The following is a 26800-nucleotide window of genomic DNA, read 5'->3' as shown; positions in this document are numbered from 1 at the left end:
CCGCTCCGCGCCGGCAGCCGACACTTCGCGCGAGGGGGCGGAATCCTTGACAAGCTCCCCGGGAGACGGCCTGCGCATCGGAAGCACCTGGCTCCGCGAAGAAAGCGCTGGACCCGGTAACGCCGGGGAGCGACCCGAAAGCGCCCACCGCACGGAAAACCCCGAGCGTGGCAGCCACAGAGGAGGCCCAGACCCGGCGGGAAGCACCTCACGCGGGCCGGCCGGCGACGCACGTCCCGGCCAAAGCACCTCGCTCACCGGGATGACCCGGCGCACCGACCCGCCCGGGCACGACCCGGGGGACCGGTACGCTCAGGAAGCTGGTGCCACCGAAGACCTCCGCCCGGCCGACGCTTTCGAACCCGGCGGCCACGCGGACGCAACCGGCCCCGCTCCGACGGACTACGCCGAACCAGCCGCCCGGACCGGCCGAGCCCGCTCCGCCGGCCACCTCGATCCCCTCGGCCATCCCGAACCGGTCACCCGGACAGGGCACGCCGGCCCGGCGACCTGGACCGCGCACGTCGACCCGGCCGCCCGGGCCGGGCACGCCGCCCCGGCCGACCCCACCGGCCGACCAGACCTGGGCGGGTACTCAGGCTCGGCGGGGCACCTCAGCCCGGCGGGACATCTCGACTCGGCGGGACACGACTCGGCGGGGCGCCCGGGTCCGGCGGAACGCCTCGGCCCGGCGGAACGCCTCGGCCCGGCGGGACATCCCGACTCGGCGGGGCACCTCGGCTCGGCGGGACGCCCCAGCCCGGCTGGACACTTCGACGCGGCGAGCCACCTCGACTCGGCGGGACATCCCGGCTCGACTGGGCACCTCGGCCTGGCGGGACATCCCGGCTCGGCGGGACATCCGGGCTCGGCGGGGCACCCCGGCTCGGCGGGACGCCCCAGCTCGGCGGTACACCTCGACTCGGCGGGACACCCCGACCCGGTGGCGCACACCACCCCTCCCCGTCGTCGCGGCTCCGACGCGGACGACGCTCCCCGCGGCATCAGCACCCACACCTCGATCGCCCCCACAACGCTCACCGAAAGCGCTCACAGCACCGAAACCGCCCCGCCCACCACTGCCGAAAAAGTGCCCGTCGCCCTGGCCGCCCGGCTGCACCAAGCCGGACTGCCGGATCTCGGCGGACTCGACGTCCGCCGTGGCCCGGCGGTGTCCGCCGTCGCCGGGCGGTTGCACGCCCGGGCCTACACCACGGCCGGAGTCGTGCACGTGCCCGCGGAATGGGGGCCGCTCGACCGGATGCCCGCGGCGGCCACGCTGGCCCACGAACTCACCCACGTCGTGCAGCAGCGGCTCCTCGACAACCGCGTGCCCGACGAGACCACGCCTGCCGGGCGGGCGCTCGAAGAGGAAGCCCTGCGCGTCGAGCAGTGGATCGCCGGTGGGCCCGGGGTGCCGCTCCACCACCTCCGGCCACCCGCCACTCCGGAGCCGGCCGCCGAAACTCCTAGCCCGCAGGAGGAAACCACCCAGCTGGCCGCGGAGGCGCCGGCCGGTGGGGTGGCGGGCCTGCTGGCCGCCGAACGGGACGGGGGCCGCCGGGTCGACTTCACCTCCGCCGACGGTCTCGCCCGGTTCCTGTCTGATGTGGACCCTCCCGGCGATCCGGGCCGTCCGCCGGTCGTCGCCGAACAACCCGCACCCGAGGCCGAGCACGAGCGGCAGTTCGCCGAACGCCTGGGGGAGAACCCGCCGCGCCGGTGGCTCGACCTCGACGAGAGCGACGACATCGAGGAGCTGAGCGGAAAGCTCTACGACCGGCTGCACCGCCGGCTGCGCTGGGACGTGCTGGTGCAACGCGAACGATCCGGCCGCCTGATGGACCAACGGTGAAGGAGCGCCCATGGGGTTCAAGGACCTCGCCAAGAACCTGGCCTACCACGAAGCCGCCAACCTGCTGGGCATTTCGCCGGGCGTCTCGCACCACTTCGTGGTCAACGTCATGAACGGGCCGTACGACTTCGGCACCTGGTCCAAGGTCTCGGGCCTGAGCGTCAACTGGGACGTCTGCGAGTACCGCACCGGCAGCACCGGCAACGGCTGCTGGGTCTTCCCCGGCAACACGAAGTACGAACGCGTCAAGCTCAGCCGCGCGGCCTGCTTCGACTCGCAGACCGTGCAGGAGTGGCTGGCCGAGACCTCGCGCAGCGTGACCCCGCTCAGCGGCGCGATCGTCATGTGCGACTCGCGCAACCTGCCGATCCTCTCCTGGGAGCTGAAGCAGTTCTTCCCCTGCGGCTGGGCCATCACGGACTTCGAAGCCGGCCCGGCGTCCCACGTCGCGATCGAAACCCTGACGATCGCGCACACCGGTTTCCTCGGCGACGAGGTCATGCGATGACCACCACCAAGCGCACGACAGGAGGTGCCCGGTGCTGAACCCGTTGCAGCCGGTCAAGTCGAGCATTCCCTACATCCCGTACTTCAACGAGGGCCCGTCGAACGCCAAGGTCACCATCGGCCTGGCCATGCGGTTCAAGGTGCTGGTGGACGGCCTCGGCGGCGGCACGCTCGACCTGGGCCAGTGGTCCTCCTGCAAGGGCCTGCGCGCGGACTGGAACCCGCGCCGGTTCCGCGCGCACGGCAACGCCGGCTACGAGCACATCCTGCCCGGCGGGCTGTCCTACCCGGTGATCCAGCTGGAGCGGGCGATGGACCCGATCAGCTCCGCCGCGCTGCAGAAGTGGCTCAAGGACCAGGCCGCCCAGCTCTACGGCGAGCCGGGGACGACCACGCCGGCGGGCAGCACCGCGCACATCGTCCTGCTGGACCGGGCCGGGGCGCCGGTGGCGTCCTGGGACCTGCGGGCGGCGCGGCCCTCGGCGTGGGTGGGGCCGACCCTCAACGCCTTCGACAGCAAGGTCGCCATCGAGACCCTCGAACTCGTCCACGAAGGGTTCCTGTGACATGGCGCCGCTGCCGATCACCACCTCCGCCCCCAGCACCCTGCAACAGGTCACCCGGCTGACCCTCGGCGCGCCCGGCGACCTCGTCACCTTCCCGTTCAACCCGGGCAAGGTGTCGGTCGACCGCTCGGCCGCCACCCAGAGCGCGGCCAACCTGGCCGGCACCTCCGAAGACAGCGTCCGCCAGAACGTCAAGCTGACCATCCAGCTCTCGGAGCTCAAGCTCTACGGCAAGGAATGCCAGGCCACCGTGCAGAAACTGCTGTCGTGGACCGTGCCCTACGCCGACTCGACGCCGCGCCTGGACAGCCTCAACATCGGCCAGCTGGCCCGGGACTTCGTCGGGCCGCTGACCCAGGACCTGGCCGAGCGGGTGACCCGGGGCGGCTCGGGCAGCAGCGACAGCGCGTCGAAGTCCACCGGTGACGCCAGCTCCGGCGAGGCCAAGGTCGACTTCCGGCTCCCGGTGCTGACCCTGCTGTGGGGCACCGCGCTGAACCACCAGGTCACGCTGGAAAAGGTCGGCGTGACCTACGACCAGATCTCCCCGGCCGGCACGCCGGTCGTGGCGACGGTGGACCTCAAGCTGCGCGAGTACAGCCCGACGATGCCGCTGACGAACCCGACCTCCGGCGGCCTGCCCGGCCGGGGGCAGCACACCGTCATCGCGGGCGACGACCTGGTCCGCATCGCCCACCGGACCTACGGCTCACCCAAGGCGTGGCGGGCCGTCGCCCTGGCCAACGGCCTCGACGACCCCCTGCGCCTCGGCCCCGGCCGCCGCCTGTTCCTTCCCAGCACCGCCGAGATGGACCCCGTGGAGACGCCATGACCGACCCGATGTCCGTCGAGGAACCGCCGCCGTCGCGCAACCGCCCGACGGTGCGGCCGATCGTGACGGTGGATTCCGCCCCGCTGAGCGCGCTCGCGGCTTCGCGGCTGGCCCGCGTGGTCGTCGACTGCGACCTCACGCTGCCGGGGATGTTCGAGCTGACCTTCCTCGACAACGACGGCCGGACCCTCGACGACGCCGGGATCGCCGTCGGCAGCGTGGTCGCGGTGACCGGCTCGGGCACCGACGACGGCGTGCACAACATCGGCAAGCTCGTCGTGGGCGAGGTGACCGCGATCGAGGCGCAGCTGCGGGAGCTGACCGCGCACACCGTCGTGCGCGGGTACACCGCCGAGCACCGCCTCCAGCGCGCCACCCGCAGCCGCACCTTCCTCAACAGCACCGACTCCGACGTCGCGACCCAGCTGGCGGCCGAGGCCGGGCTGGCGACGGCTGGGGTGGTCGCGACCACGACCACCCACCCCTACCTGGCCCAGGTGAACCAGACCGACTGGGACTTCCTGCTCGACCGGGCCGCGGAGATTGGCTTCGAGGCCGGGATGAGCGACGGCGTCTTCCACTTCCGGCCGGCGACGTCGGTGAGCCGCCCGGTCGCCGCGGCGCCCGAGCCGGTCACCTTCCCCGATGACCTGCTGGACTTCCGGCCCCGGGTCACCGCGGGCAACCTGACCCCCGACGTCGAGGTCCGCGCGTGGGATCCGCTGAAGGTGGTTGCGATCGCCCAGCAGGCCACCACCCCCGGGGGCGGCGCCGGCGACACACCGAACTCGCTGGGCACCCGGTTCTCCCCGGCCGGTGGCGGTCTCGGCGGCAAGCTCGGCGGTGTCGTCTCGAAGGTGCTGGGCCAGGTCGCGGAGCAGGCCGACAACCCGGCCGTGCTCGCGAAGGCGGTGGGCGATCCGGCCGGCAGTGCGAAGAACCTGCTCGGCGGCGTCGGGGCGGCCGTGCTGGGCGGGCTGGACCTCGCCTCGCTGGGCCCGGCGCCCAGCCCGACCGCGCGCGTCACCGTCGACCGGCCGTTCGGCACCGGCGAGCAGGAGTTCACCGCGGCGCCGGGCATGGCCGCGGCCCTGGGCACCGAGGCCGGGTCGACGTTCGCCGAGGCCGAGGGCGAGGCCGTCGGCGACCCGATGATCCAGCCCGGCGTGCTGCTGGAGGTGCGGGGGGTGCCGCGGCCCTTCGGCGGCCAGTGGCTGGTCTCCCGGACCCAGCACATCTTCGACGACCGGGACCGCGGCTACCGCACGGTGTTCTCCGCCCACGGCCGGCAGGACCGGTCGATGCTGGGCCTGACCTCGCTGGGGCGGGCCACTCGGCAGCGGCCCCGGCTCGACGGCGTGGTCTGCGGCGTCGTCAGCAACACCCTCGACCCGCTGGGCAAGGCCAGGGTCAAGGTGACGCTGCCGTGGCTGGCGCCGGACTTCGAAACCGACTGGGCGCCCGCCGTGCAGTTCCTGGCCGGCCGGCGCGGGGGAGCGCTGTTCCTGCCCGAGGTCGGCGACGAGGTGATGGTCACCTTCGAGTTCGGCGACCCCCGCCGCCCGTACGTGCTCGGCGGCCTGGTCAACAACCTGACCACGTGGAAGCTGAGCACCCCGCCGGCGCAGACGCTGAGCCTGTCCAGCGGCGGCGGGCTCGGCGGCGGGATGGGCAACCCGATGATGGGCGGCGGCGGGATGCTCCTCGGCGCCGCGGTCGGCGCGGCCGAAGGCGCGATGTCCGCCGACGGGGGAGACGGGGTCGGCGGCTCGGTGCAGACCCCGGGCATGGTCGGGGAGATCATCCAGCGCGGCTTCGTCTCCAGCACCGGCAACTGCCTGATGTTCACCGACGAGCCGCTGCCCGGCGCGACCGTCGCCGAAGACCTGCTGCGGTCCGAACCGGGTGCCGCCGAGGCGGCCGGCGCGGCCACCGGTGCGTTGTCCGGCGCGCTGGGCTCCTCGGGTGGCGGCGGCGGGGCGGGCGCGCCCGCGATGGGCACCGGCGGCGCGCTCGGGGCGCTGGCGTCGTCGGTCACCGTCGGCACGCAGAACGGCGCCGTCGCGCTCACCATGGACCAGGTCAACGCCGCGGTCAGCCTGACCTGCAACCCGGTGCTGGGCGTGAGCAAGTCCCCCTTGCCGCAGATGACGCTGGCCGCGATGGACGGCGTCGTCATCGTCTCCGCCGGCCCGGCGGGCACCGTCGAGATCGACGGCGGCGCCATGCTCACCCTCAAGGCCACCACCGCGCTGAACATCGCCGCGCCGGTGGTCACCGTCAACGGCATCCCCCTCCCGATCTGATGCGCACCGATTTCGTCGGCCGCGGCTGGTCGTTCCCGCTCGACGTCGACACCGGCGGCCGGATCGCCATGGCCGGCGGCGCCGCGAAACTGGAGCAGGCCATGCGGATCGTGCTCGGCACCCACCCCGGCGAACGGCCGTTCCGCCCGGAGTTCGGCTGCCCCCTGCGCGACTACGTCTTCAGCGGCGCCGGCGCGGACGTGCTGGCGGCCATCGCCGGTGAGGTGCGCCGGTCGCTGCGCCGCTGGGAACCGCGCGTGGTGCCCGCCGACATCCAGGTCTTCCCGCACCCCGACGACGAGAGCGTGCTGCTCATCGACATCGCGTACGTGGTCAAGGGCGAGAACGATCCCCGCAACCTGGTGTTCCCCTTCTACACCATCCCCGAGAACGGGAGTGACTAGCGATGGCCCTGCCCGCACCGAACCTCGACGACCGCCGCTTCCAGGACCTGGTGGACGAGGCGAAGCGGTTCGTGCAGCGCCGCTGTCCGGAGTGGACCGACCACAACGTCTCCGACCCCGGCGTGACGCTCATCGAAACCTTCGCCTTCATGACCGAGCAGCTCACCTACCGGCTCAACCGGGTGCCCGACCGGCTGTACGTCAAGTTCCTCGAGCTGCTCGGGCTGCGCATGCTGCCGCCCACCCCGGCGACGGTGCCCGTCACCTTCTGGCTGACCGCGCCCGCGCGCAGCCCGATGGTGCTGCGCACCGGCACCAAGGTCTCCACCACCCGCACCGAAACCGAGGAGCCGACGGTGTTCGCCACCCTGCGCGACCTGACCGTGGTGCCCTCGCGGCTCGGCGCGGTGCGGCGGCTGCGCGCGGGCAAGGTGTCCACTGAGGACTTGACGCCGTCGGTGGAGCTGAGCCAGGAGTTCGCCGCCTTCTCCGACCCGCCGCAGCTCGGCGACGCGCTGCTGATCGGGTTCGCCGAACCGGTGCCGGGCTGCGCCGTGCGGCTGGACTTCGACGGGCGGACCGAAGGCATCGGCGTCAACCCGAAGCACCCGCCGCTGGTGTGGGAGGCGTGGTCGGCGCAGGACTGGCGCGAGTGCCGGGTCAGCACCGACGAGACGGGCGGGCTCAACCGGCCCGGCCGGATCGTGGTGCACGTGCCCGACGGGCACGAGATCAGCGCGATCGGCGACCAGCGCGCGGCCTGGCTGCGGGTGCGGGTGGTCGAGCCGCTGCCCGGCCAGGCTGCCTACAGCTCCTCGCCGGTGGTCCGCACGCTCGTGGCGAGCACCGTCGGGGCGACCGTGCCCGCGATGCACGGCGAGATCGTCGAAGGTGAGGAGCTGGGGCTCGCCGAAGGCGTTCCGGGGCAGCGGTTTTCCCTCAGCCGGACGCCGGTCCTCGCCGGGCGCAACCCGTCGTCGCTCGAAGTGGGCGAGGACGGCGCGTGGCGCGAGTGGACGCCGGTGGAGCACTTCGCGGCCAGCACCGCCGACGACCGGCACTACCTGCTGGACCCGGTGTCCGGCGAGGTCGAGTTCGGGCCGGCCGTGCGGCAGGAGGACGGGACGCTGCGCCAGTACGGCGCGGTCCCGCAGCGCGGCGCGCCCGTGCGGATGCGCCGCTACCACAGCGGCGGTGGCAGCAAGGGCAACGTCGCCGTGCGCGCGGTCAACACGCTGCGCGCGTCGATCCCGTTCATCGCCGGGGTGGAGAACCTCGAACCCGCCCAGGGCGGCGTCGACGGGGAGACCTTGGAACAGGCCAAGCGGCGCGGGCCGATCATGCTGCGCACGCGCAGCCGCGCCGTCACCGCGGAGGACTACGAAGCGATCGCCCGCGAAGCCGCCCCGGAGGTCGCGCGCATCCACTGCCTGACCGCGGGGGAGGACGACGTGCCGCACGGCGCGGTGAAGGTGATGGTGGTGCCGGCGGCGTCGGCGACCGGCCACCGGCTGGAGTTCGCCGACCTCGTGCCCGCGGAGGACACGCTCCGGCGCGTCGCCGAGCGGCTGGACGAGATGCGCCTGGTCGGCACCCGGGTGCTGGTGGAACCGCCGCGCTACCGCGGCATCACCGTCGTCGCCCGGCTGGTGGCGCGGACCCGCCTGGACGTCGAGGAGATCCGGCAGCGCGCGCTCACCGAGCTCTACGCGTTCCTCAACCCGCTGACCGGTGGCCCCGAGCGCACCGGCTGGCCGTTCAGCCGGCGCGTCGTGCGGGGGGAGCTGTTCGCGCTGCTGCAGTCGGTGCGGGGCGTCGACGTCGTCGAGGACGTGCGGGTCTACGGCGCCAACCCGGTGACCGGCGAGCGCGGCTCGGAAGCCGACCGCGTCCCGGTCGGCGCGGGCGGACTGGTGTTCTCGTTCGACCACCAGGTCCGGGTGGAGAAGTCCTGATGCGCGCCGGAATCGCCGAGCTGGCCAGCCCGCACCCGCTGATCGGCCTGCTGCCGTCGATCTTCGCCGACGACTCGTTCGCGGTCCGCTGGACCGAGGGGTTCGACCAGGTGCTCGCGCCGGTGATCGGCACGGTCGACTGCCTGGGTGCGTACGTGGATCCGCTGCTGGCGCCGGAGGATTTCACCCGCTGGCTGGCGGGCTGGTTCGGCGTCCTGCTGGACGAGAACTGGTCGATGGCCGCGCAACGGGCGGTGATCGCCGAGGCGGTCGCGCTGTACCGGATGCGCGGCACGATGGCCGGGCTGCGCCGCCACCTGGAGCTGGTGGTGGACGGCGAGGTCCGGATCGAGGAGAGCGGCGGGGTGTCGTGGTCGGTGCGTCCCCGGCCCGAGCCGCCGACCGACGTCGAACACTGGGTCCGGGTGATCGTGACCCCGGCCCCGAGGTCACCGACGTCGAAGGCGGCCGTCGAAGCGGTCATCCGGGCCGCGAAACCCGTGGGCGTGCTGCACAGCGTGGAGGTGATCGAGCCGTGATCGTCTGCCGGATGTGCGGCAACCACAACGACGAGGCGTCGGCCTTCTGTGGCGACTGCGGGCAGTTCCTGGAGTGGAACGGCGACCGGATCGCGCTGGTGGAGCCGGAGATCGTGATCGTGGAGGAACCGGTGCCGGTGCCGGAGGCCCGGCCGTCGTGGTGGAGCCGGGTGAAGGCACGGGTGCGCGGGTGGGTGCCGACGTACCGGCTGGAGGCACGGCCTGCTGCCGTGGCGGCCGGGGTGGAGACGTTCGACTCGGAACCCGCTGCTCCGGCGGCTTCGCCACCTCCGCCTCCGCCGCCGGGGAAAGCCGCCGCGCCGCCCTCGCCGCCTCCTCCGGGGAAGGCTGCTGGCCCGCCGCCACCTCCGCCGCCTCCACCGGGGAAGGCCGCTGCGCCACCCCCGCCGCCTCCGCCCGGGAAGGTTGCCGCCCCGCCGCCTCCGCCGCCGGGTCGATCGGCCGCGCCGCCACCAGCGACAAAGGCGGTTCCGTCGCCTCCGCCGGGAAACGCTGCCGCACCGCCGCCCGGGGCTGTGGTGGCACCGCCGCCTCCGCCGGGGAAGGCCGCGGCAACAGTGCCTCCGCCGCCGGGTGGGGGAGGAGCGGCTCCAGCCGCCGGTGCGGCTGCACCGCCGCTTCCTCCGGGGAAGGCTGCGGCCACACCTCCTCCGCCGCCGGGCGGAGGAATGGCTGCACCGCCGCCCCCACCGGGGAAGGCGAGTGCAGGCGGGCCGGGAGCCGGTGCGCCGCTGCTTCCGCCGGGGTCGGCGGGTGCTTCCGCGGGAGGAGCCTCATCGCCCGCGGGAGCGGGAGCCGGTGCGGCCATACCGCCTCCGCCGGGGAAGGTGGCTGCCGCACCTCCGCCACCAGGTGGGGGAGTGGCTGCTCCGGCTGCACCGCCGCCCCCGCCGGGGAAGGCGAGTGCCGGTGCACCGCTGCCTCCTCCGGGGTCGGCGGGTGCCTCTGCGGGAGGAGCCTCATCGCCCGTGGGAGCGGTGGCCGGTGCAGCCGCACCGCCTCCGCCGGGGAAGGTGGCTGCCGCACCTCCGCCACCACCCGGAAAAGCCGGTGCGTCCACCGGGGCAGCGCCCGCCGGCGTCCCGGTCGCCGTCATCGTGTCGCCCGAGAAGGCCGAGCTCATCGCCGCGCTCGCTCAGCCGGTGGTCGGCCGGGCGCTCGCCGCCGACCAGGAACCGCCCGAACTTCAACCACAGCCGGTACAGATCAAGACGAGGGCCATCGTCCGGTCCAAGCCCACGCGGCGGCTGGAGCTCGGCGATCTCGTCTGCGGGGCCTGCGGCGAAGGCAACGTGCCGAGCCGGCACTTCTGCAGCCGGTGCGGTGAATCCCTGGAGCGGGCCTCGGTCGTGCGGCCCGTCTGGTGGCGGCGGCTGCTCGCGAAGCTGAAGCGGCGCCCGAAGGCCTACCGGATCGGCACCCGGCCGGGGCAGAAGGGCACAGGCGGGCACCGCAAGTGGCTGACCTACTCGGCGTTCCGGAAGGTGCGGGTCGTCTTCGGGATCGCGCTGCTGGTGCTCGGGCTCGGCTACGCCTTCTACCCGCCGATGCGCAACACCGTGCTGGACAACATCTCCGCGCTCTACCGGAAGGTCACCCCGCAGCTCGAGCCGGTGCACCCGGTGACCGTCACGTCCACGACCATGATCCCCGGCCACCCGCCCGGCGCGGCCGCCGACACCTACACCGACACCTACTGGGCCACACCGTGGGACTCGCGCAAGCACCCGCGGATCACCTTCACCTTCGGTGAGACCCGCTTGCTGCGCAGCATCATCCTCTACTCCGGGGCCCACGACGCGTTCGTCGCGAACGCGCGGCCGTCGATCCTCAAGGTGACCCTCTCCAACGGGGTCACCGAAAACCTGCTGCCGCAGGACGTGGCGGGCCAGCAGACGCTGCCGCTGAAGAACACGACCCTGGTCAACTCCGCGACGATCGAGGTGGCGGAGATCTTCGACGGGCAGAGCAGCCCGGACGTCGCGATGTCGGAGATCGAGTTCTTCGCGCTCCAGTGAGCGCGGGGAGCGAGCACACGAGGAGGTGACCGGATGGGCGTCGGCGCGGTGCTGCGGGTCGCGGCGGTGACCGTCGACCCGGGCAGTGACGCGCGGTGTCACGTGCTGATCCGCAACAACGGCGCGGTGGTGGACCAGTTCCGCTTCGCCGTGCTCGGCGAGGCGCGGGACTGGACGGTGGTGAAACCCGAGCGGGCCAACCTGATGCCCGCTCAGGAGGTCACCGTCGAACTGACCTTCTCACCGCCGCGCGGGCACGAGGTGCTGGCGGGGGAGTACCCGTTCGCCGTGCAGGTCGCCTCCCGCGAGGACCCCGGTGGCTCGGTGGTCCAGGAGGGCCTGGTCACCGTCACCGAGTACGCCGAGCTCAGCGCGGAACTGGTGCCGGTCAACTCTTCGGGCGCGCGCAGGGGAAAGCACACGCTGGCCCTGGACAACCTCGGCAACGTCGAACATTCCGTCGACGTGCGGGCCGCCGACCCCGACGACAAGCTCACCTTCACCGGCCGGCCGAAGGTGCCGGTGCTGCGGCCGGGGACGACCACGTTCGTCAAGCTGCGCGCCCGCCCGCGCAAGTACTTCTGGCGCGGCGCGGACCGCACCTGGCCGTTCACGGTGACCGTCCTGTCCGAGCTGACCGACCCGGTCGACCTGGACGCGACGTTCCGGCAGCGGCCGATGCTGCCGCGCCGGACGTTCCTGATCTTCTCGCTGCTGATCATGCTGCTGATGGTGCTCGCGGTGCTGCTGTCCACGCTCCTGCGGGCGGCGCCCAAGACGATGGCCGGGCCGTCGCCGTCGATCCCGTTGACGTCGACCTCGGCATCCAGCTCGGCTTCACCGTCGAGCACGGTCTCGGCCACGTCGTCGGCGCCCTCGATCACGCCGGCCGCCCCGACCCCGACGGCCGCGGGGGTCGGCGGGCAGGGCGCTTCGGCGGTGCGGCTCGTCCCCGCCACGACGACGCGGCTGACCATCAGCGGCACGGCGTACCCGGGGGTGTCCGGGCCGCAGCTGTTCTCCTACGTGGTCCCCAGCGGGCGCACCTACCGCCTGACCGGCCTGGAGCTGGCCAACCCCGGGGGTGACCGGGGCTCGGTGCGGGTCAGCCTGGGCAACACCCAGCTCGCCGCCTACGACCTCGCCACGACCCGGCAGGTCTCCCGCGAGCTGGCCGGCTCGGTGACGGCCGGTGGCGGCCAGGTCATCACCATGGCGGTGACGTGCGCGAACACCGACCGTCCCTGCACCCCGACCACGACGATCACGGCTCAGCAGGCGTCCTGAGCTCAGGCCGGGCTGACTCGCCGAGCAGGGCTCATCCGGAGGTGTCGTCAGGTGACCAGGCCGAGCGCGGCACGAAAAGGAGCTGACGCAGCGGTAGCTGAGTGGATGCTGAGTGCGCTGTGGACGCCGGACGCGTGGAACGGCCGTTCGCGGGGTACCTGTCGCTCCGTTCGTTGTGACGCGGAGAACGGAGTGGAAATGGGACTGCTGGTCGGTTTGCTGGTGATCTGGGCGGTTCTGGCCGTGCTCGGGATCGTGGTCAAGGGGCTGTTCTGGCTGCTCGTCGTGGGTGTCGTGTTGTTCGTCGCCACCGGCGTGATCGGTTTCGTCAAGCGCAAGACCCTGGGCGGCCGCGGCTGACACGGCGCGGGTGGCCGGCCGGGTCCGATGTGGACCCGGCCGGACGGCTGCCGCGCGTCCCGGTCCGCACCCCGCGTGCCGTCCACGGTTCACGATGGCAGCTGAGCCGCTGACCCTGCCCGTACTGGTGGTCAGCCGGGAAGGAGGCGACCGCGTTCCCGTCTCCGTGCGCCACGTCGCGCCGGGACTGACCCACGCTGGCATCCCGGGAGTGGGCCACTACGCGGCTCTGGAGGCTCCGCGGATCCCTGCGACCGTGCTCACGGAGTTCATCGCGAAATTCCAGTGGTTGAGCCGCCGTGATCCTTCGACGGCCCAGAGGCCACGGGGTTCTGCGACCACGAGCGTGCCCTCGAGGTACATGCCCACCGCCTTGCGCCCGACGACCGGACGATCCGCCCGCCCTGCGGGTTGGTGTCCACCGGGTCGAACGCGACCGCGAGCCGGCCGGTGGCTTCGGCCGTGCGCAAGTCTTCGGTGATGGGGATGCGATCGCACGGTAAGCGGTGTTCACTTGTTCGTGTTCGTTCGCGGGGTGATGAGCGCCGCGTGGTGTGGAACCGTGACGAGAGGTGGCGAAACCATGGCGGGTGATGGACCACCGGATGGCCGCATCGACGAGCCGGACAAGCGCGATGGGTGCGGCCGCCGTCGTCAGGCGCTGCGGGATTTGAGCCTGCTGCTGCGCGCAGCGAGGGACCGAAAGGTCGCTGTGCCGCAGGGGCTGGCGGGGCGAATCCTCGGCAACGTCCGGAGTATCGGAGACGTGCCCGAGGTCTGACGCCCGGCCGGTTGGACAGCACCGTGCTGGTCACCACCGGTGTGGGGGCCGCGACCAGGCCTTCGTCCACTGTGGATCGGCAGCGCGACCAAGACCGTCGTGGTGACGCTGCTCCGGATGGCTGGTGAAAATCTGCTGTCGCTGGACGATTCCGTAGAGCACGGTTTCGTGGACCACCTCGACCACGTCTCGCTTTCGAGGTCCGAAGAGGAGTTCGGCGGGCTCCGGTTCGACCACCACTACCTGCCGGCGGGGATGATCATCGCAGGATCGCACACCAAGGGCTACGACCAGGTCGTCGCGGACGGCCCGCCGGCCTCCTTGCGCCGGCCCGGGTGAAACAGATGCACGAGACCGTTCCAGCGCCGGAACACCCCGGCAACGTGCCGGGGACCGCGTCCTCGACGGAATCAGCGTTGACGGCAATCGCTCCCTCGTGCTCTTCCTGAACAACTAAAGGCGGACCAGTTCGACGACCGGGATGAGCCGGGTGACGTTGGCCTGGTATTCGCCGAACTGGGGTCGTTGCTCGACGTTCTTGGCGTAGATCTCGTCGCGCTCGGTGCCCGTGATCTCCTCCGCGCGCACGGGGAACGTCTCGTCACCGAGCTCGGCCGTGACCTCGGGGTGGGCCATCAGGTTGTGGTACCACGCCGGGTTTTCGGGCAAGCCGGCTTTGCTGGCGAAGACGAACAGGCGCTCGCCTTCGGCGTAGCAGGCCAGCGGGGAGACACGCTCGGTGCCCGACCGGGCACCGAAGTGGTGCACCAGAATGAGGGTTTCACCGGCGAACGGGCCGCCGAGTTCGCCGCCGTTGGCGCGGAATTCGGTGATGACCTTGGCATTCACTTCGTCGAAATCGGGCATGGTTTCCTTTCGTTGCTGCCGGCGGCCGTCCAGTGGACGTGACCGGCATGCTATCGCCCGGCACGGTCACGTGCCCCTCGCCGGAAGGTGCCATCGACGTGGCGGCCCGTGGCTGCGGCCCGGCGAACCCCACGACCGCCGGGACGGCCAGGATCGGCGGCGTCACCACCACCGCCTCCCTTCCCTGCACCACATCGGTTCCCGCTCCTGCGCCGCCGGTTCATCGGATGGCCGGTCTCTCCCTGTTCCTAGCGGATCACCGCCGGGACCGGTCCCGGACAAGGACCCGTCCTCGATGTCCGGTTTGTGAACAACCAGGACCGGCCTCGCCGGCGTGGCCCGGGGGTGTCGTGACCTTGGCGGGGCTCGGGCTCAGGAGACTCAGGGCGCAGGCGGTGCGTCAGTGAATGGCCGCCAGTCCGGCGGTGGTCGCGGCGATCATGTGCTGCAGCGTCGGCCGGAACGGCGGGAACACCCGGGCGATTTCCGGCTCGCGGTCGTACAGCTCCCGCAGCGTGGCCGAGGGACGGGTCAGCGGGAACAGTTTCGCGACGAACGCGCTGGCCGCCGTGACCAAGGACGCCCGTCCGTGCCGGCCGGCTCGCGGCAGGCGGCGGTGAACTGCCGGCCCACTGTGAACAGGTGTCGATGGCCCACTGCTTGCAGACCCGCAGGACCGCCACCGACACGGTGCGCCCCGCATCGTCAGCTGCAGGTAGATCTCCTCCTCGCGCGTGCCGAAGTGCCGCAGGACGTTCGACTTGGCCAGTTCGACCGCCGCGGCGATTTCGCCCGAGCTGACCACGCCACCCCCGAGGCCGAAAAGATCATCTCGCGCCGCCGGGTCTTCTGCTCCGGGGGCCGGGCCCGCTGAAACGACGCTGACCTCGGCCCGGCCGTGGCCCCGAACCGCACGGCCCCCGGCCATCCGGGGGCGTTCGCGCCGCAGTTCGACGGCCGTTACGGGGCGATGACCTTCGACGTCCACGACCAAGCGGCCGCGTCCAGTGGCAGGCCTGGACGACTTCCATTCGACTCCGCCGTCAAAGTTCACCTACGCGACCTTCCGCCTGCCGCTCTGGGAACGCGCGCGCCGACCACGCGAGCGGAAGGGCCGGCGGCAGTCTCGGGGGAGCTGTCGCCGGCTCAGGCCCGCGGCGGGTGCCGCGGTGCCGATGGCGCTCTGGCGTTCTCCGCTGTTACGACGTCGATGCGCCGCCGCGAAAGCGTGCCGTGCCGAAATTCTCGCCGCTGGGGCGACTCCGATGGTCACGTACTGCACCATCGCGGTCAGCGTGTGAAGTACCGCCGCGCGGCCGGCGGTGCCCAGAGCAGGACCACGGCGGCGATCTGGAGCGCGCCGACCACCGGGATGACGGCGTGGAACATCGTCGAGGACGACCACGAGACCACGCTGAACACGACCGACAGCAGCTGGGACACCGTGGTCAGCCTCCGCGTCCATGGTCGTCCGCCTGCGAGCTTGACGGCGAGCAGCAGGCAGAGCACGAGCAGCAGACCGTGGAAGGCCGCACCTGAGGTGACTGCGACGTCGGCCGACTTGGTGACTTCGCCGGGGCCGAAGTCCGGGTGCTGGGCGGCGATCTCGTCGCGCAGCGTGCTCTGTGCCGCGAACATCACGATCGGCACCACGAGGTGGCTCAGTGCCACGAGGGCCAGCAGTCCTCGCGCCCACTGGACGGGGGCGGGCACGCGGTTGGTGGTGGTCGTGGTCATCTAGCTCTCCTCGATGCGGTGGGTCCGGCGCCAGCGCGGGCCGGGGGTCGGTCGTGGTGGGTCGGTGCGACGCGCCCATGCCTCGTTCAAGCGGGTGATGAGCCGTCGCGCGGTGGCGACGTCCTCTTCCGGCCAGTCGGCGATGACCTCGGCGAAGACCCGGGCGCCGGCTTCGACGGTCGCGTCGATGTCGGCGTGGCCGGCTTCGGTGGGGCGGACCAGGAAGGTGCGCTGGTCGTCCGGGTCCGGTTCGACGACGATCTGCCCGGCCTGTTCGAGGGCGGTGAGGTGGCGGCTGGTGGCCGAGGCGGTGAGCCCGAGTTCGGCGGCGATCGTGCCGGGCCGTACCGGGGCCTGGTCGCCGATCAGGCCGAGGATCCGCACGCGCGTCAGGTCGATCCGGCGTGAGATGCGGCGGTGGCCCTGGTCGATCAGGTCCATCACCGCCCGGGCCAGCTCGGCAGACTCATTTCGTTGCGGCATGAAACGAATATAGCCTAGGGAGGCCTCGCCGGGCAATTGGGCTGGGCACTCGGAGTGCGGGGCCGACGCCCGGCGGGAGAATCCGGCTTTCCCCAGAAGGAGGGCGGACCGGGCTGTGGTCGGTTCGCATGAAGATGCCGGACGGTCTGCTGTCGCGGTGGGGACGTGCCGTCCAAGCTGATTCGACGTGGCCGGATCAGGGGCTGTTCCGATTTTTCCTGAAACCTACCATTGGAGGGGTTTCCCTCGGATTGCCGCCGAAGGGATTCCCCTGATGTGTTTCAGCTGGTCACGGCCATAACGTCGTGCATGTCGGCAACGCAAAAATTCCGAAGGGGAATCAATTGTTCACATTGCAGAGTGCGACTCCGGCGACGTTGACCTCGGTCGACGACAGCCTGACGTTCGACTCCTCGGACCTGCCCGAAGACTGGGTGAGCGCGGCGAGTGAGGCCCACCTGTTCGTGCAGACGGCCGCCAAGGGACTCGCGCAGCAGAACGGCCTGAACATCGGCGACCCGGGTCTCTACAAATCCCAGGGCTGGTTCGACGCGCTGGTTTCGGCGATCGCGAAGTACGCCGACTTCGTGGAGATCGTCGGGGCCAAGGACATCCAGGTCAACAACTCGACGCACAGCGGCTCGATCAACCTCTCGGCCATCATGGGCTCGATCATGAGCCTCTACCTGGGCCCCGCCGCCGCCGCGGAATGGTCGACGCTGAACGACCTGCTCGGCAACGCCTCGGATCCGAAGGTCTCCGACTTCATGAACTTCTGGTGGAGTCACGTCGCCAAGAGCACCACGGACACCGGCATGAGCATCGGCCCGAACGTGCGGACCGAGGACAACCAGATCCAGTTCGCGGTCTGCTTCTACTCGATGACGCACGTCATCGACGACTGGCGGAGCCTGTTCGTTTCGTCCACGTACGAGGAGTTCGACGTCAGCGCCGGCGGCCTCACGCTGACGATGGACTACGACAACTACGTCAAGTACGCCCGGCCCGCGGTCCAGGACTACCTGGGCCTCGACATCGCGAACAAGATCCACCACGCGCCGGTGCCGAAGACCACCTTCCTCGGCGGTTCACGGGGCTCGCACATCCTGAGCGCGCCCCACCCGGTGCTGGACGGGACGCTGGCCGTCACCCGGACCACCCATGGCGTCAACGTCGTGGACCCCCACGGGGACTCGATGCTCGGCGGCAACGGCATCGGGGACGTCACCCTCGACGGCCCCACCCTCAAGGGACTGCGGTGCGGTGTCTTCACCAAGCCGCGGCCGGTTGTGGGCAACTCCTACGTCGTGACCGGCACCTACGACGACACGACGCTGCCGTTCAAGTACACGGTGAAGTGCACGCAGACCGGACAGCAGTCGTCCTTCGCTCCGTGACGGCCCCTGGCGCGTGGGCGTTCACCCGGCACCGGGTGGGCGTCCCGCGCCGGCCAGGCGCGCCGCGAGCTGAGTCCGGGAGCGCACGCCCGCCTTGCGGTACGCGCGGCTGAGGTGCGCTTCGATGGTCTTCGCGCTGAGGTGGAGCCGATCGGCGATCTGCCGGTTGGTCAAGCCGCTCGTGGCGAGGTCGGCGACTTCTCGTTCCGCCGGGGTGAACCCGTGGCCACCGCCCCGGCGCGGAGTGCCCCGGTCGCCCGTGACCCGGCCGATCCGGTCGGACAGAGCTGTCGCGTGGCACGCCGAGGCCAGCTCGGCGGCCCGGGCCAGTACGGTCCGCCCGCCGGGCTGGTCCGGGCCGTGGATCAGCAGGGTGCCCAGTTGGGTCAGGGCCTTCGCCAGTTCCAGCCGGGCCTGGCTCTGCTCCAGCAGTTCGACCGACTCGGTCAGCAGCCGGCGGGCGTCGGTGAGGTCCGTGGCAAGGGTTGCGGCCCCGCGCAGGGCGGTGCCGACGTGCCGGGCGACGCCGAACGACCGGGCGATGCGCAGCTGCTCGGCGACCAGCGCCCCGGCGCGTTCGTGGTCGCCGAGCCGGCGGTGCGCCTCGCCCGCGCGCAGCCGCCACGGCACGTCCAGCAGCTCCGGCGCGCCCCACTGCCGGTAACACCGCGCGCAGGTCAGGGCGTCGGCCAGCATCGCCCGCGGGTTGTCCTGCTCGGCTCGCAGCCGGGTGCGGGCGTCCAGCAGCCACAGGTCCGGGACCGTGCGTGGCTCGGCCCCGTCCGGGAGCACGCTCTCGAGGATCACCCGGTCGGCGTCGTCCGGCCGGCCCGCCTCGATCAGCAGGTGTGTGTTGACCGCGTCGAGCACCGGTGCCGCGAAGTTGGGTGACGGCAGGCCCGCGCTTCCCCGGGCCACATGGTCGGCCGCCGACCTGAGGTCACCGTGCAGGAACGCGACGCGGGCGAGGAAACCCCGGGTGAGGGCGAGCGGGAACAACAGGCCGCGCCGGAGCGCGGTGCCGAGGGCCCGGTCGAGGTGCTGTTCGGCCTCGTCGAGCAGGTCGGCGACGACGAGGGTCTGCACCGCCGCCCAGATCGCGGTCCGGTCGGGGCTGAGGCGGTCACCGGCCAGTGCTTGCCGGGCCAGCGCTGGTGCTTCGGCCGCCGGCGGGCCGGCCAGGATCGATTCCAGTGACAGGTGGGCTTTTTCGACGGCGGGCGAGCGCCCCGGCCGACGGCGGAACGACGCGAGGTGCTCGAGCAATCGGGATCGCGACCCGATGTCGGCCCGGGCCACGCCGACCAGCTCGGCTTCCAGTTCCGCGCCTACCTCGGCAGGCGCCCCGGGCGGCAGGTCACCGACGGCCATGGCCAGCAGCTCGATCGCTTCGTCCGTCGCCCCGCACGCGTTACGCAGCCGAGCCAGGCTGTAGGCGCACATCACCCGCTGGCCAGGCGTGTCCGCCAGGGCCAACGCCGTCCGCAGGTGCTCCTCGGCTTCGACGGGAGCCAGCCGGTGGACCTCGCAGTTGCCCAGCAGCCGGTTCACCTCCGACCGGAGCTCCGGCGGCGGGGGTTCGCGCAGGGCCCGTCGCAGGTAGACGGCCGCGTTGTCCGGCGAGCCCTGTGCTTTGGCTTCGTTCGCCGCCGCCACGAGGGCGGTTACCCGGGCAGGGTTGCTGTCGGGGATGGTTTTCAGCAGATGGGAGGCGATGCCTTCGGCCGAGCGACCGGCCTCCGTCAGGACCCCGGCCGCGCGCTCGTGCTGTGCGCTGCGTTCGACGAGCGGCAGCTGCGACAGCATCACGTCCCGGACGACGGCGTGGACGAAGGCAGGCGGGTTGTCGTGCTCGAAGATGCCGTGGCCGACCAGGCGTTCGGCCGCCGCGGCCGTCGTGGGCACCGGCAGGCCGGCCTGCCTTGCCACCCACTGCAGGTCCGTGCCGTCACCGAGCACGGCCACCGCGGACACCACCGCCCGCACCTCCGCGGGCTCACGGCGCAGGCGCGCGACCAAGTGCCGGCGCAACGCGCCGGGACCAGCGGCCGTGACGGAAGCCGCCGCCGTTGCGTCCGGTCGGAGGTCGCTGGAACCCAGGAACCGCAGCAACTCGCGCACCAGCAACGGGTTGCCGGAGGTGATGGCGTGGCACGCGGCCCGCAGCTCGGCCGCCACGTCCCGGCCGAGCACCCGCCGGGCCAGCTGACCGACGGCGGCCTCGCTGAGGCCCTTCGGTTCCAGCACGCGCACGTCGCCGGCGGCCAGAACGTCGTCGATCGGAGCAGGCTCCCCATCGCCGGTCCTGCGCGCGATGACGATCAAGGCCACGACGCTGTCCAACCGCCGCGTCAGGAACCCGAGGAACCGGGACGACGGCAGGTCCAGCCACTGGGCGTCGTCGACGAGGACGACGGCGGGTGCGGTCGCGGTGATGTTGACCAGCAGCCCGTGCAACCCGCTCAGGAGCGGGAACAGCGAGTGGGGTGCGTCAGCCGTGTCGAGGGACGGGGTGAAGAGGCGCTCGGCCGGCTCGGCCGCGCCGGTGAACAGCTCCGTGTCGCCGGCCGTGGCCACCACCGGTCCGAACAGTTGCCGGACGGCACCGAAGGTGAAATCCCGCTCGAGCTCGGCGCCCCGTGCGGACAGCACAACGCAGCCTGCCGCCCGCGCCGCATCTCGCAGGTGCCGAAGCAACGACGTCTTGCCGAGCCCGGCGGCCGCCTCCACGGCGACGACCCCACTGCGGCCGGCCACCAGAGCCTGCAACGACGAGTCCAGAACCCCGATTTCGACGTCGCGCTCCAACACCGCACTCTCCACGGCCGCCCCCCAGCGCTGGCGTTCCCCGCATCGAGAACACAGGTACGCCAGTGGTGTTCCGGGATACCGGCATCACACGAACGACGTAGCGGAATGCGAAGTCCAACGGCGCCGACGCGACTCGTGACCACAGCGGCGGCCGGACCGTTGTCAGTTGCCGCCGAGTAGGCGGCGCGCTACGTCAACTCACCGATCCCTCGACCCTTGCTGCGCGCCCGGCCAAGGCGCGGGCATCGTCGTTTGCGTCGGACAGGCGTTCCTGCCAGACCGGCTCACATGTGGTGGCTTCTAGCCTGTTGAGCATGCGGTCGAACGGCAAATCGTCGATGTCGTCTGCACACGGGAGAGCGGCGCAGGGTGGTTGTCACCTTGGAGGCTGGTCACCACATGTCTCCGATGGGCCTGATTGCCGGAGTCAGGAGCGTCGGTGTGCCGTAATCTGCACACCATCGCTACTTTGGAGGAAAGCACTGTCCTCGAGATGCACCCCTGATCGGCTACTTCGTACCCGTTTTGTCGAGCCCGTGCGTGGATGTCTTGAGTTGTCGTGCAGTTCGTACTTGGCTCCGGTTCCTGTTTCGTGCTCTGGGTCGGCTGGCCGACGGCGACTTTGATCCGGCGACCTCCAGTGACCCGCTTGGCCATCTGCTCAACTTTTCGTTTGGTGATGGTGCGAAATGTCTGTTCGTCGAATAGTAGCGTCGCGGAATCCGGTGGTGTTGTCGGGTTCGCTCATGGACGAGACTCTTTGAGTCTATTTCGAGATCCTATTGACTGAGGGTCGTGTTGTCAGGGTTGATAGGCGCGTGCTGCGGCGAACACCTCCCTGATCGACTCGATTCATGAACGACAAGAATGGAGTGTCTGATGGAAATCGAGTGCGACCACGGGCACGGCGGCGGTCCGGGCGACCGTGCCGGAACCGCCGGCTGACCCGGACGCCTTGCTGACCGCGGAGGAGGTCGGGGAGCTGCTTCAGCTGTCGCCCAGGACTTTGAAGGCCCAGGCCGCCGCCGGGGTGCTGCCGCATCACCGGTTCGGGAAGGACTACCGGCTCGGCCGGGCCGACGTCTCCGAGATCGTGCGGCTCGGCGCTACCGAGGTGAAGCCGCCGCGCCGGCGGGTGTCCGTCGCGGACGTTGCCCAGGATTTCCGCGCCGCGTGATGCGGGCGGAGTAACAGAGAAGGAGCGGAAGATGGCCTACGGCCAGGAAGAACCGGGGTCCGGGGATTGGAGCAGGAAGCCCTGATCCGGCGAAACCTGTGGCTCGACCCCCGCGATGGCGAAACGAAGTTCGAGGACTTCGCCGAGGAGTGGCTGGCGGCGGTGTCGCCGCGGCTGGAGCTGAACACGGTCGCGAAGTACCGGTCGTTCCTGGACAACCAGCTGCTGCCGCAGTGGCGGGCGTGGCCGCTGGTCGGGCTCGGATGATCCCTGCAAACCCGTGCAGTGGCGTTCGGGTGACGAACGGGGAGTTCGACACCGAGCGGCTGGTGGCCACGCCGGCTCAGGCGTTGCGGGCCGCGATGCGTCTTTACGAGCAGGGACTCGGGATGTCGGGGTTCGTGCTGTGCTTGATGGACGTGTATACCGGCGCCCGATGGGGTGAACTTGTCGGGCAACAGCGGCACGAGTACGACTCCGAGCGGCGCGGCATCGAGATCCGGTCACCGTTGAAGGAGGTTGCCGGGAAGGTCTACAAAGGAGGCCGGAAGAGTGATGATCATCACTCGGACGGCCGCCAGCGGCCGCCGACCCGCCGGGGGAACTCCCGGCCGAAGAAGGGACGGACGAAAACCCCGGCAGGGACTCGGTTCGTGGCGCTCCCGCCGGGAATCGCGGTGCTCTACGAGGAGCTGATGGACAGCCACCGCGATCCATTCGTGCTGTCCACTCCGGAGGGTCATCCCTGGCGGCGGTCGAACTTCCGGATCCGGTTCTGGCGCCCGGCGTGGGACGGCATCGATCTGGACGAGTCGGGGGCGGGGGAGCGGCGGCCGCCGATCTTGCCGACGTTCACCTTCCACGAAGGCAGGCACACGCACAGCACGTGGCTGACTGAAGACGGGATCCCGGAGGTCGCCCGACGGGCGCGGCTGGGGCAGAAGATGAAGGGCATCGCCCGGGTCTATGACCACGTGACGCCCGCGATGGTGAACCAGATCCTGGACGTCCTGGAAGAACGGTGGCTGCGGTCGCTGGCGTCACTGTACCCGGGGGAGAGGGCGAAGCTGGTTTCCTGGTTCCCGCACCTGCGGTCCGGGCGGGCCGTACCGGCGCTGGGTGCCGTCGCCATTTCGTCGCCATCTGACGACTGAAGCCCTGCCCCTCCGGGGAGGGACAGGGCTTCTGACCTGCAGTTTCAGGTGGTGCGCGATACTGGGATTGAACCAGTGACCTCTTCCGTGTCAGGGAAGCGCTCTCCCGCTGAGCTAATCGCGCGAGGTGGAGACGGGATTCGAACCCGTGTACACGGCTTTGCAGGCCGTTGCCTCGCCTCTCGGCCACTCCACCGTGCCAGGCCTCGAGAGCCTACCGAGCGGATGACGGGATTCGAACCCGCGACCCTCACCTTGGCAAGGTGATGCGCTACCAGCTGCGCTACATCCGCACTCCCCGGCTCCAGGAGGTCGAGGCTGTGTGCCTCACCCCGTCGCCGTGGTGTGGAAAAACCATATCGGACCCCGGAAACGGCTGTGACACCGGGGTGTCACTTGGCCGTTGCAGGCCCGTGATCAGGCCAGATCGTGCGGGATGAGGTGGGTCAGCGCGTCGTCGACGTCGACCCACAGGTGCTCGTTGCCCGGCAGCACCACGTCGTAGGTGCGGTCGAGGAAGTCGGCCAGCTCCTGGGCGGACGCCTCGAACATGGCGTGCCCGGAGGGCGAGTTCAGCTCGATGAGCACCGATTCGGGGTCCTCGACGGACGGGCGGATGCGGACGTCGCCGTCGCCCGCGTCGGCCAGGAGGCCGTCCGCGAGGAGGTCGCGTGCGTACACCCACTCGACCCAGCCGGCCCGGCCGGTGCGGAAGGCGGCGACGACCGCGTACGGGTCGCGTGTGTCGTAGCGCAGCTCCACCTTCACCGGAACCGCGGGCGTCCGCGGCGCCAGCAGGTCGAAGACCGCCGTCGAGCGGAGCGTCACGTGATCGTTGCGCATCGTCCTACCCCTCGTCTCCCTTCCCGGCCCGGCCTGGCCGAGGGCGTCACCACTGGGACGCATCGGGAGGCCGAATCCGTCGCGGGTGCGCCGCAGATCACCCGTCCGGGCTCATCGGCCCCCGTCGGCCGCCCGTGTTCACCCGGCGGTACGCAGCACGACGAACGCGCCCCGCGAGGGTTCACCCGTCCATACTGCGCGGTTTGATCGCCGCGTGGTAGCACCGTCGCACGGATGTCGAACGTCGTGTCGGGCGGCCCCCGGCCGCCACAACCCCGGCTAGCTCGGGGTTGTTCGTTCCGTACTCGCCGGTAAGCGGAGTGTGGTCGCTCAGGACCACCCGTTTGCAGGCGTTCCGAAGTAGTGCGGTAGAGTTGTCGCCAACACCCCGAGCGGGCGATTAGCTCAGGGGGAGAGCGCTTCGTTCACACCGAAGAGGTCACTGGTTCGATCCCAGTATCGCCCACCGGAATCGTGGAAGAGCCCTGCTTGCGGAATGCGCGAGCAGGGCTCTTCTCGTTGGGGCCGACGGCAGGGAACAATCCCGGAACCCCAGCGTGTGGTCACTTTTCACCGAGGGCTGCGGCGGGTTTCATCCCCCGCGCGGGTAGTCGTGCGATCCGGAGTGAACTGTCACTTCGAATCCGCCGTATGGGTGGCAACAGAGCTTCGGACCCGGGGACACCCGGGCCCGGTGAAACTTCTTCCGAAAACCGCCGTGCCGGTGGCTTTCTGTCGAACCCGGCCGACTGTGAGGTGGCGGTGTGATCCTCGGCACGCGACGGCGGTGCGATCGGGCCGGTCCGCCGCGCCGTGAGCGGGCCGTTACGACGCGTGATCAGTGGATCACCGGCTCGGCGGCCGCAAGTCCGTGGTCCGCTCGCGCAGGGTGATCGTGTGACGGAAAGCAGCACGTGTGACGGCTGGGCGGCGAACGTCACCACTTGATCACCCGGCGTGCCACCGGGGGCTCGTCGCGGGCCGGTTCGATCCACAATGGACCGCCGGCCTCGTGAAGTGTCCACAGTAGATCGCGACGGGGGTTCGGCCGTTCGGACCGGCAGCGTCCACCCGGGTGCGGGTATCGCGATTTATGGCTACATTGCGTAGTTTTTCAGGGGATACGCGCTATTACCCATCGTCATCATCTTGTTATCTTGCGGCGATTTTCTGTCGGGGAAGACGCGCAGCATGTGGCTCGAAATCGTTGTAACGATGCTGAGAGAGTCGCCGATACCTTGCCTTGTGAAGCTTCCGCGGCCCCAGCGCGACCACCGAGTTTGCGATGACTCTCCGAAATCACTCTCGGTGACGCAGTGTGCCCGCGGTTACAACTCCGATTCCTGTTTCCGGGAGGTCTGATGGAAGAGTCGGTGCGGCCTTCGTACACGGTGGCGCAGCCACCGCCGCACATCGACCTCCAAGCCATCCCGCGACCCGCCAAGCGGGACGAGAGCCCGGCCGGCGAACCGGCCGGCACTCCGTCCCCGAAGGCGTTGCCGGCGGCCTGGGAGGCCAGGTACAGAGCCTGGGTCATCGGCAGCGACGTGTTCGTCACGCTGCTGGTGATCGCGATCAGCGCGTTCGTCATCGACCGCGTGGCTCCGCACGACATGCACGCCTTCGGCACCATCCTCGCGGTGTTCGTCTCGCTGCCGGTCAGCCGGGCGTGGAGCCCGCGCGTGCTCGGTGAGGGCGCGGAGGAGTACCGCACCCTCGGCCGCGGCTTCATCACGGCCGCCGTCCTGGTGGCGCTGGGCGGGCTGCTGTTCGGCGCGCTCGAGGTGCAGGTCTGGGTGTTCATCGTCGTCCCGGCGATCGCGCTCGTCGCCTTCCCGCAGCGCTACCTGCTGCGCCAGGTGCTGCACCGCAAGCGCGCCAAGGGACTCTGCCTGCTGCCGGTGATGGCGGCCGGCAGCCCGGAGACCGTCGCCGACCTGATCGCCCGCACCCGCTCCGAGGCGCACGTGGGCTGGCGGGTCGAGGCGGCCTGCACGTTCACCGGCCACGGCGCCGACCGCGACAGCGGCGAGATCGACGGCGTCCCGGTGGTCGGGAGGCTGGAGGAGCTGTCCCGGCACGTGCGCCGAGGCGGTTACCGCGTCGTCGCGATCACCGCCGACCAGTACTGGAGCCCGAAGCGCCTGCAGCGCGTGGCCTGGGACATGGAGGGCACCGGCGCCGAGATGGTCGTGGCCCCCGTGCTGATGGAGGTGGCCGGGCCCCGGCTGAACGTCACCGGGGTGCTGGGGATGCCGCTGCTGCGGGTCACCGCGCCGATGTTCACCGGCGGGCGGCGCGTGGTGAAGGAGGTCGTGGACCGCGCCGGCTCGGCGTTCCTGCTCACGATGATGTCTCCGCTGCTGCTGGTGATCGCGCTCGCCATCAAGCTGAACGACCGCGGCCCGGTGATTTACCGCCAGAACCGCGTCGGCCGCGACGGCGCCGTTTTCACCATGCTGAAGTTCCGGACGATGGTGACGAACGCCGACGAGATCCGCAAAAACCTCGAGGCGGAGAACGAGGGTGCCGGTCCGCTTTTCAAGATGAAGCGGGATCCGCGTATCACCCGCGTGGGTGGTTTGCTGCGCCGGTATTCGCTCGACGAGCTGCCGCAGTTGTTCAACGTCGTCTCCGGGAAGATGTCGCTCGTCGGCCCCCGGCCGCCGCTGCCGGAGGAAACCGCGCAGTACGCGCCGGACGCACGGCGGCGCCTGCTGGTCAAGCCGGGCCTGACCGGGCTCTGGCAGGTCAGCGGCCGCAGCGACCTCACCTGGGCCGAGAGCATCCGGCTCGACCTGCGCTACGTGGAGGACTGGTCCCTCGCGCTGGACCTGGTGATCCTCTGGAAGACCTTCCGCGCGGTGATGGGCGGTCAGGGCGCCTACTGACCGGCCCGG

Annotated in this window: 24 protein-coding genes and 4 tRNA genes; 19 read left to right on the top strand and 9 right to left on the bottom strand. The window is 71.0% G+C overall.

The window, feature by feature from the left end:
* Positions 1 to 262 precede the first annotated feature (262 nt).
* The 13 genes from VA596_RS37190 (at position 263) to VA596_RS37130 (ending at position 13770) form a co-directional block, all read left to right on the top strand.
* Positions 263 to 1855, top strand: a complete 1593-nt coding sequence (locus VA596_RS37190; protein WP_323333560.1) for an eCIS core domain-containing protein — start codon at positions 263 to 265, stop codon at positions 1853 to 1855.
* Between the two features lie 10 nt (positions 1856 to 1865).
* On the top strand, positions 1866 to 2363 hold the full coding sequence (locus tag VA596_RS37185) for a phage tail protein (protein ID WP_323333558.1): 498 nt from the start codon (positions 1866 to 1868) through the stop codon (positions 2361 to 2363).
* A gap of 31 nt (positions 2364 to 2394) precedes the next feature.
* Positions 2395 to 2928 (top strand): phage tail protein, encoded by a 534-nt coding sequence (locus VA596_RS37180; RefSeq protein WP_323333556.1) that lies wholly within the window; start codon positions 2395 to 2397, stop codon positions 2926 to 2928.
* Between the two features lies 1 nt (position 2929).
* Positions 2930 to 3760 carry a hypothetical protein gene (locus VA596_RS37175; RefSeq protein WP_323333554.1) on the top strand — a complete coding sequence of 277 codons (831 nt, stop codon included), beginning with the start codon at positions 2930 to 2932 and terminating at the stop codon, positions 3758 to 3760.
* On the top strand, positions 3757 to 6066 hold the full coding sequence (locus VA596_RS37170; protein ID WP_323333552.1) for a phage baseplate assembly protein V: 2310 nt from the start codon (positions 3757 to 3759) through the stop codon (positions 6064 to 6066). The genes VA596_RS37175 and VA596_RS37170 overlap by 4 nt, the downstream gene beginning before the upstream one ends.
* Positions 6066 to 6470 carry a GPW/gp25 family protein gene (locus tag VA596_RS37165; protein ID WP_323333550.1) on the top strand — a complete coding sequence of 135 codons (405 nt, stop codon included), beginning with the start codon at positions 6066 to 6068 and terminating at the stop codon, positions 6468 to 6470. The genes VA596_RS37170 and VA596_RS37165 overlap by 1 nt, the downstream gene beginning before the upstream one ends.
* Before the next feature lie 2 nt (positions 6471 to 6472).
* Positions 6473 to 8425 carry a putative baseplate assembly protein gene (locus tag VA596_RS37160; RefSeq protein WP_323333548.1) on the top strand — a complete coding sequence of 651 codons (1953 nt, stop codon included), beginning with the start codon at positions 6473 to 6475 and terminating at the stop codon, positions 8423 to 8425.
* Entirely contained in the window at positions 8425 to 8964 is a 540-nt protein-coding gene (locus VA596_RS37155) for a phage tail protein (protein ID WP_323333546.1), read from the top strand. Before VA596_RS37160 ends, VA596_RS37155 begins: the two co-directional genes overlap by 1 nt.
* 1034 nt (positions 8965 to 9998) lie before the next feature.
* Entirely contained in the window at positions 9999 to 11003 is a 1005-nt protein-coding gene (locus tag VA596_RS37150) for a discoidin domain-containing protein (RefSeq protein WP_323333544.1), read from the top strand.
* A gap of 33 nt (positions 11004 to 11036) precedes the next feature.
* Positions 11037 to 12290 carry a COG1470 family protein gene (locus VA596_RS37145; RefSeq protein ID WP_323333541.1) on the top strand — a complete coding sequence of 418 codons (1254 nt, stop codon included), beginning with the start codon at positions 11037 to 11039 and terminating at the stop codon, positions 12288 to 12290.
* Positions 12291 to 12488: 198 nt separating this feature from the next.
* Positions 12489 to 12650, top strand: a complete 162-nt coding sequence (locus tag VA596_RS37140; RefSeq protein ID WP_323333540.1) for a hypothetical protein — start codon at positions 12489 to 12491, stop codon at positions 12648 to 12650.
* 514 nt (positions 12651 to 13164) lie between these two features.
* Positions 13165 to 13431, top strand: a complete 267-nt coding sequence (locus VA596_RS37135; RefSeq protein WP_323333539.1) for a hypothetical protein — start codon at positions 13165 to 13167, stop codon at positions 13429 to 13431.
* A gap of 117 nt (positions 13432 to 13548) precedes the next feature.
* Positions 13549 to 13770, top strand: coding sequence for a hypothetical protein (locus tag VA596_RS37130; RefSeq protein ID WP_323333538.1), 222 nt, complete (start codon positions 13549 to 13551; stop codon positions 13768 to 13770).
* 114 nt (positions 13771 to 13884) lie between these two features.
* Here the strand turns inward: VA596_RS37130 and VA596_RS37125 are convergent, their stop codons facing one another.
* The 4 genes from VA596_RS37125 to VA596_RS37110 all read right to left on the bottom strand — a co-directional run bounded on the left by VA596_RS37125 (position 13885) and on the right by VA596_RS37110 (position 16518).
* Positions 13885 to 14298 (bottom strand): nitroreductase/quinone reductase family protein, encoded by a 414-nt coding sequence (locus VA596_RS37125; RefSeq protein WP_323333536.1) that lies wholly within the window; start codon positions 14296 to 14298, stop codon positions 13885 to 13887.
* 400 nt (positions 14299 to 14698) lie between these two features.
* Positions 14699 to 15001, bottom strand: coding sequence for a hypothetical protein (locus tag VA596_RS37120; RefSeq protein WP_323333711.1), 303 nt, complete (start codon positions 14999 to 15001; stop codon positions 14699 to 14701).
* A gap of 587 nt (positions 15002 to 15588) precedes the next feature.
* Positions 15589 to 16035 (bottom strand): hypothetical protein, encoded by a 447-nt coding sequence (locus VA596_RS37115; protein WP_323333535.1) that lies wholly within the window; start codon positions 16033 to 16035, stop codon positions 15589 to 15591.
* Positions 16036 to 16518 (bottom strand): MarR family winged helix-turn-helix transcriptional regulator, encoded by a 483-nt coding sequence (locus VA596_RS37110; RefSeq protein WP_323333533.1) that lies wholly within the window; start codon positions 16516 to 16518, stop codon positions 16036 to 16038. It abuts the gene before it with no gap.
* A 344-nt stretch (positions 16519 to 16862) separates the two neighbouring features.
* On the opposite strand from VA596_RS37110, the gene VA596_RS37105 reads away from it, so the two are divergent.
* On the top strand, positions 16863 to 17915 hold the full coding sequence (locus VA596_RS37105) for a hypothetical protein (protein WP_323333532.1): 1053 nt from the start codon (positions 16863 to 16865) through the stop codon (positions 17913 to 17915).
* Positions 17916 to 17936: 21 nt separating this feature from the next.
* Here the strand turns inward: VA596_RS37105 and VA596_RS37100 are convergent, their stop codons facing one another.
* Positions 17937 to 20726 carry an ATP-binding protein gene (locus tag VA596_RS37100; RefSeq protein ID WP_323333530.1) on the bottom strand — a complete coding sequence of 930 codons (2790 nt, stop codon included), beginning with the start codon at positions 20724 to 20726 and terminating at the stop codon, positions 17937 to 17939.
* 925 nt (positions 20727 to 21651) lie between these two features.
* Here VA596_RS37100 and VA596_RS37095 point away from each other — a divergent pair.
* From VA596_RS37095 to VA596_RS37085, 3 genes are all read left to right on the top strand, one after another.
* Positions 21652 to 21903 (top strand): helix-turn-helix domain-containing protein, encoded by a 252-nt coding sequence (locus VA596_RS37095; RefSeq protein WP_323333529.1) that lies wholly within the window; start codon positions 21652 to 21654, stop codon positions 21901 to 21903.
* Between the two features lie 66 nt (positions 21904 to 21969).
* Positions 21970 to 22170 (top strand): tyrosine-type recombinase/integrase, encoded by a 201-nt coding sequence (locus VA596_RS37090; RefSeq protein WP_323333527.1) that lies wholly within the window; start codon positions 21970 to 21972, stop codon positions 22168 to 22170.
* A complete protein-coding gene (locus VA596_RS37085; RefSeq protein ID WP_323333525.1) occupies positions 22137 to 23057 on the top strand; it encodes an integrase in 921 nt (306 codons plus the stop codon). Before VA596_RS37090 ends, VA596_RS37085 begins: the two co-directional genes overlap by 34 nt.
* A gap of 49 nt (positions 23058 to 23106) precedes the next feature.
* On the opposite strand, the gene VA596_RS37080 is transcribed toward VA596_RS37085, so the two are convergent.
* The 4 genes from VA596_RS37080 to VA596_RS37065 form a co-directional block, all read right to left on the bottom strand.
* Positions 23107 to 23181 (bottom strand) — tRNA-Val (locus VA596_RS37080).
* Between the two features lies 1 nt (position 23182).
* A tRNA-Cys gene (locus VA596_RS37075) sits at positions 23183 to 23253 on the bottom strand.
* A gap of 24 nt (positions 23254 to 23277) precedes the next feature.
* A tRNA-Gly gene (locus VA596_RS37070) sits at positions 23278 to 23350 on the bottom strand.
* 124 nt (positions 23351 to 23474) lie between these two features.
* Positions 23475 to 23900, bottom strand: coding sequence for an SsgA family sporulation/cell division regulator (locus VA596_RS37065; protein ID WP_033293569.1), 426 nt, complete (start codon positions 23898 to 23900; stop codon positions 23475 to 23477).
* 394 nt (positions 23901 to 24294) lie between these two features.
* Between VA596_RS37065 and VA596_RS37060 the strand changes: the two genes are divergently transcribed.
* Positions 24295 to 24366, top strand: a tRNA-Val gene (locus VA596_RS37060).
* 895 nt (positions 24367 to 25261) lie between these two features.
* Positions 25262 to 26791 (top strand): sugar transferase, encoded by a 1530-nt coding sequence (locus tag VA596_RS37055; protein ID WP_323333521.1) that lies wholly within the window; start codon positions 25262 to 25264, stop codon positions 26789 to 26791.
* Positions 26792 to 26800: the final 9 nt, after the last annotated feature.

The organism is Amycolatopsis heterodermiae (genome assembly GCF_034929455.1).
Lineage (GTDB): Bacteria > Actinomycetota > Actinomycetes > Mycobacteriales > Pseudonocardiaceae > Amycolatopsis > Amycolatopsis heterodermiae.
The sequence above is the reverse complement of the archived record's forward strand: the minus strand, read 5'-3'. Positions and strand labels throughout refer to the sequence as shown.

Coding starts and splice junctions, on each gene's coding strand:
- VA596_RS37065 (WP_033293569.1), bottom strand. CDS start 23,900: ATGCGCAACGATCACGTGACGCTCCGCTCGACGGCGGTCTTCGACCTG.
- VA596_RS37055 (WP_323333521.1), top strand. CDS start 25,262: ATGGAAGAGTCGGTGCGGCCTTCGTACACGGTGGCGCAGCCACCGCCG.
- VA596_RS37140 (WP_323333540.1), top strand. CDS start 12,489: ATGGGACTGCTGGTCGGTTTGCTGGTGATCTGGGCGGTTCTGGCCGTG.
- VA596_RS37165 (WP_323333550.1), top strand. CDS start 6,066: ATGCGCACCGATTTCGTCGGCCGCGGCTGGTCGTTCCCGCTCGACGTC.
- VA596_RS37160 (WP_323333548.1), top strand. CDS start 6,473: ATGGCCCTGCCCGCACCGAACCTCGACGACCGCCGCTTCCAGGACCTG.
- VA596_RS37130 (WP_323333538.1), top strand. CDS start 13,549: ATGGCTGGTGAAAATCTGCTGTCGCTGGACGATTCCGTAGAGCACGGT.
- VA596_RS37110 (WP_323333533.1), bottom strand. CDS start 16,518: ATGCCGCAACGAAATGAGTCTGCCGAGCTGGCCCGGGCGGTGATGGAC.
- VA596_RS37175 (WP_323333554.1), top strand. CDS start 2,930: ATGGCGCCGCTGCCGATCACCACCTCCGCCCCCAGCACCCTGCAACAG.
- VA596_RS37170 (WP_323333552.1), top strand. CDS start 3,757: ATGACCGACCCGATGTCCGTCGAGGAACCGCCGCCGTCGCGCAACCGC.
- VA596_RS37120 (WP_323333711.1), bottom strand. CDS start 15,001: ATGCGGGGCGCACCGTGTCGGTGGCGGTCCTGCGGGTCTGCAAGCAGT.
- VA596_RS37190 (WP_323333560.1), top strand. CDS start 263: ATGACCCGGCGCACCGACCCGCCCGGGCACGACCCGGGGGACCGGTAC.
- VA596_RS37185 (WP_323333558.1), top strand. CDS start 1,866: ATGGGGTTCAAGGACCTCGCCAAGAACCTGGCCTACCACGAAGCCGCC.
- VA596_RS37145 (WP_323333541.1), top strand. CDS start 11,037: ATGGGCGTCGGCGCGGTGCTGCGGGTCGCGGCGGTGACCGTCGACCCG.
- VA596_RS37115 (WP_323333535.1), bottom strand. CDS start 16,035: ATGACCACGACCACCACCAACCGCGTGCCCGCCCCCGTCCAGTGGGCG.
- VA596_RS37155 (WP_323333546.1), top strand. CDS start 8,425: ATGCGCGCCGGAATCGCCGAGCTGGCCAGCCCGCACCCGCTGATCGGC.
- VA596_RS37125 (WP_323333536.1), bottom strand. CDS start 14,298: ATGCCCGATTTCGACGAAGTGAATGCCAAGGTCATCACCGAATTCCGC.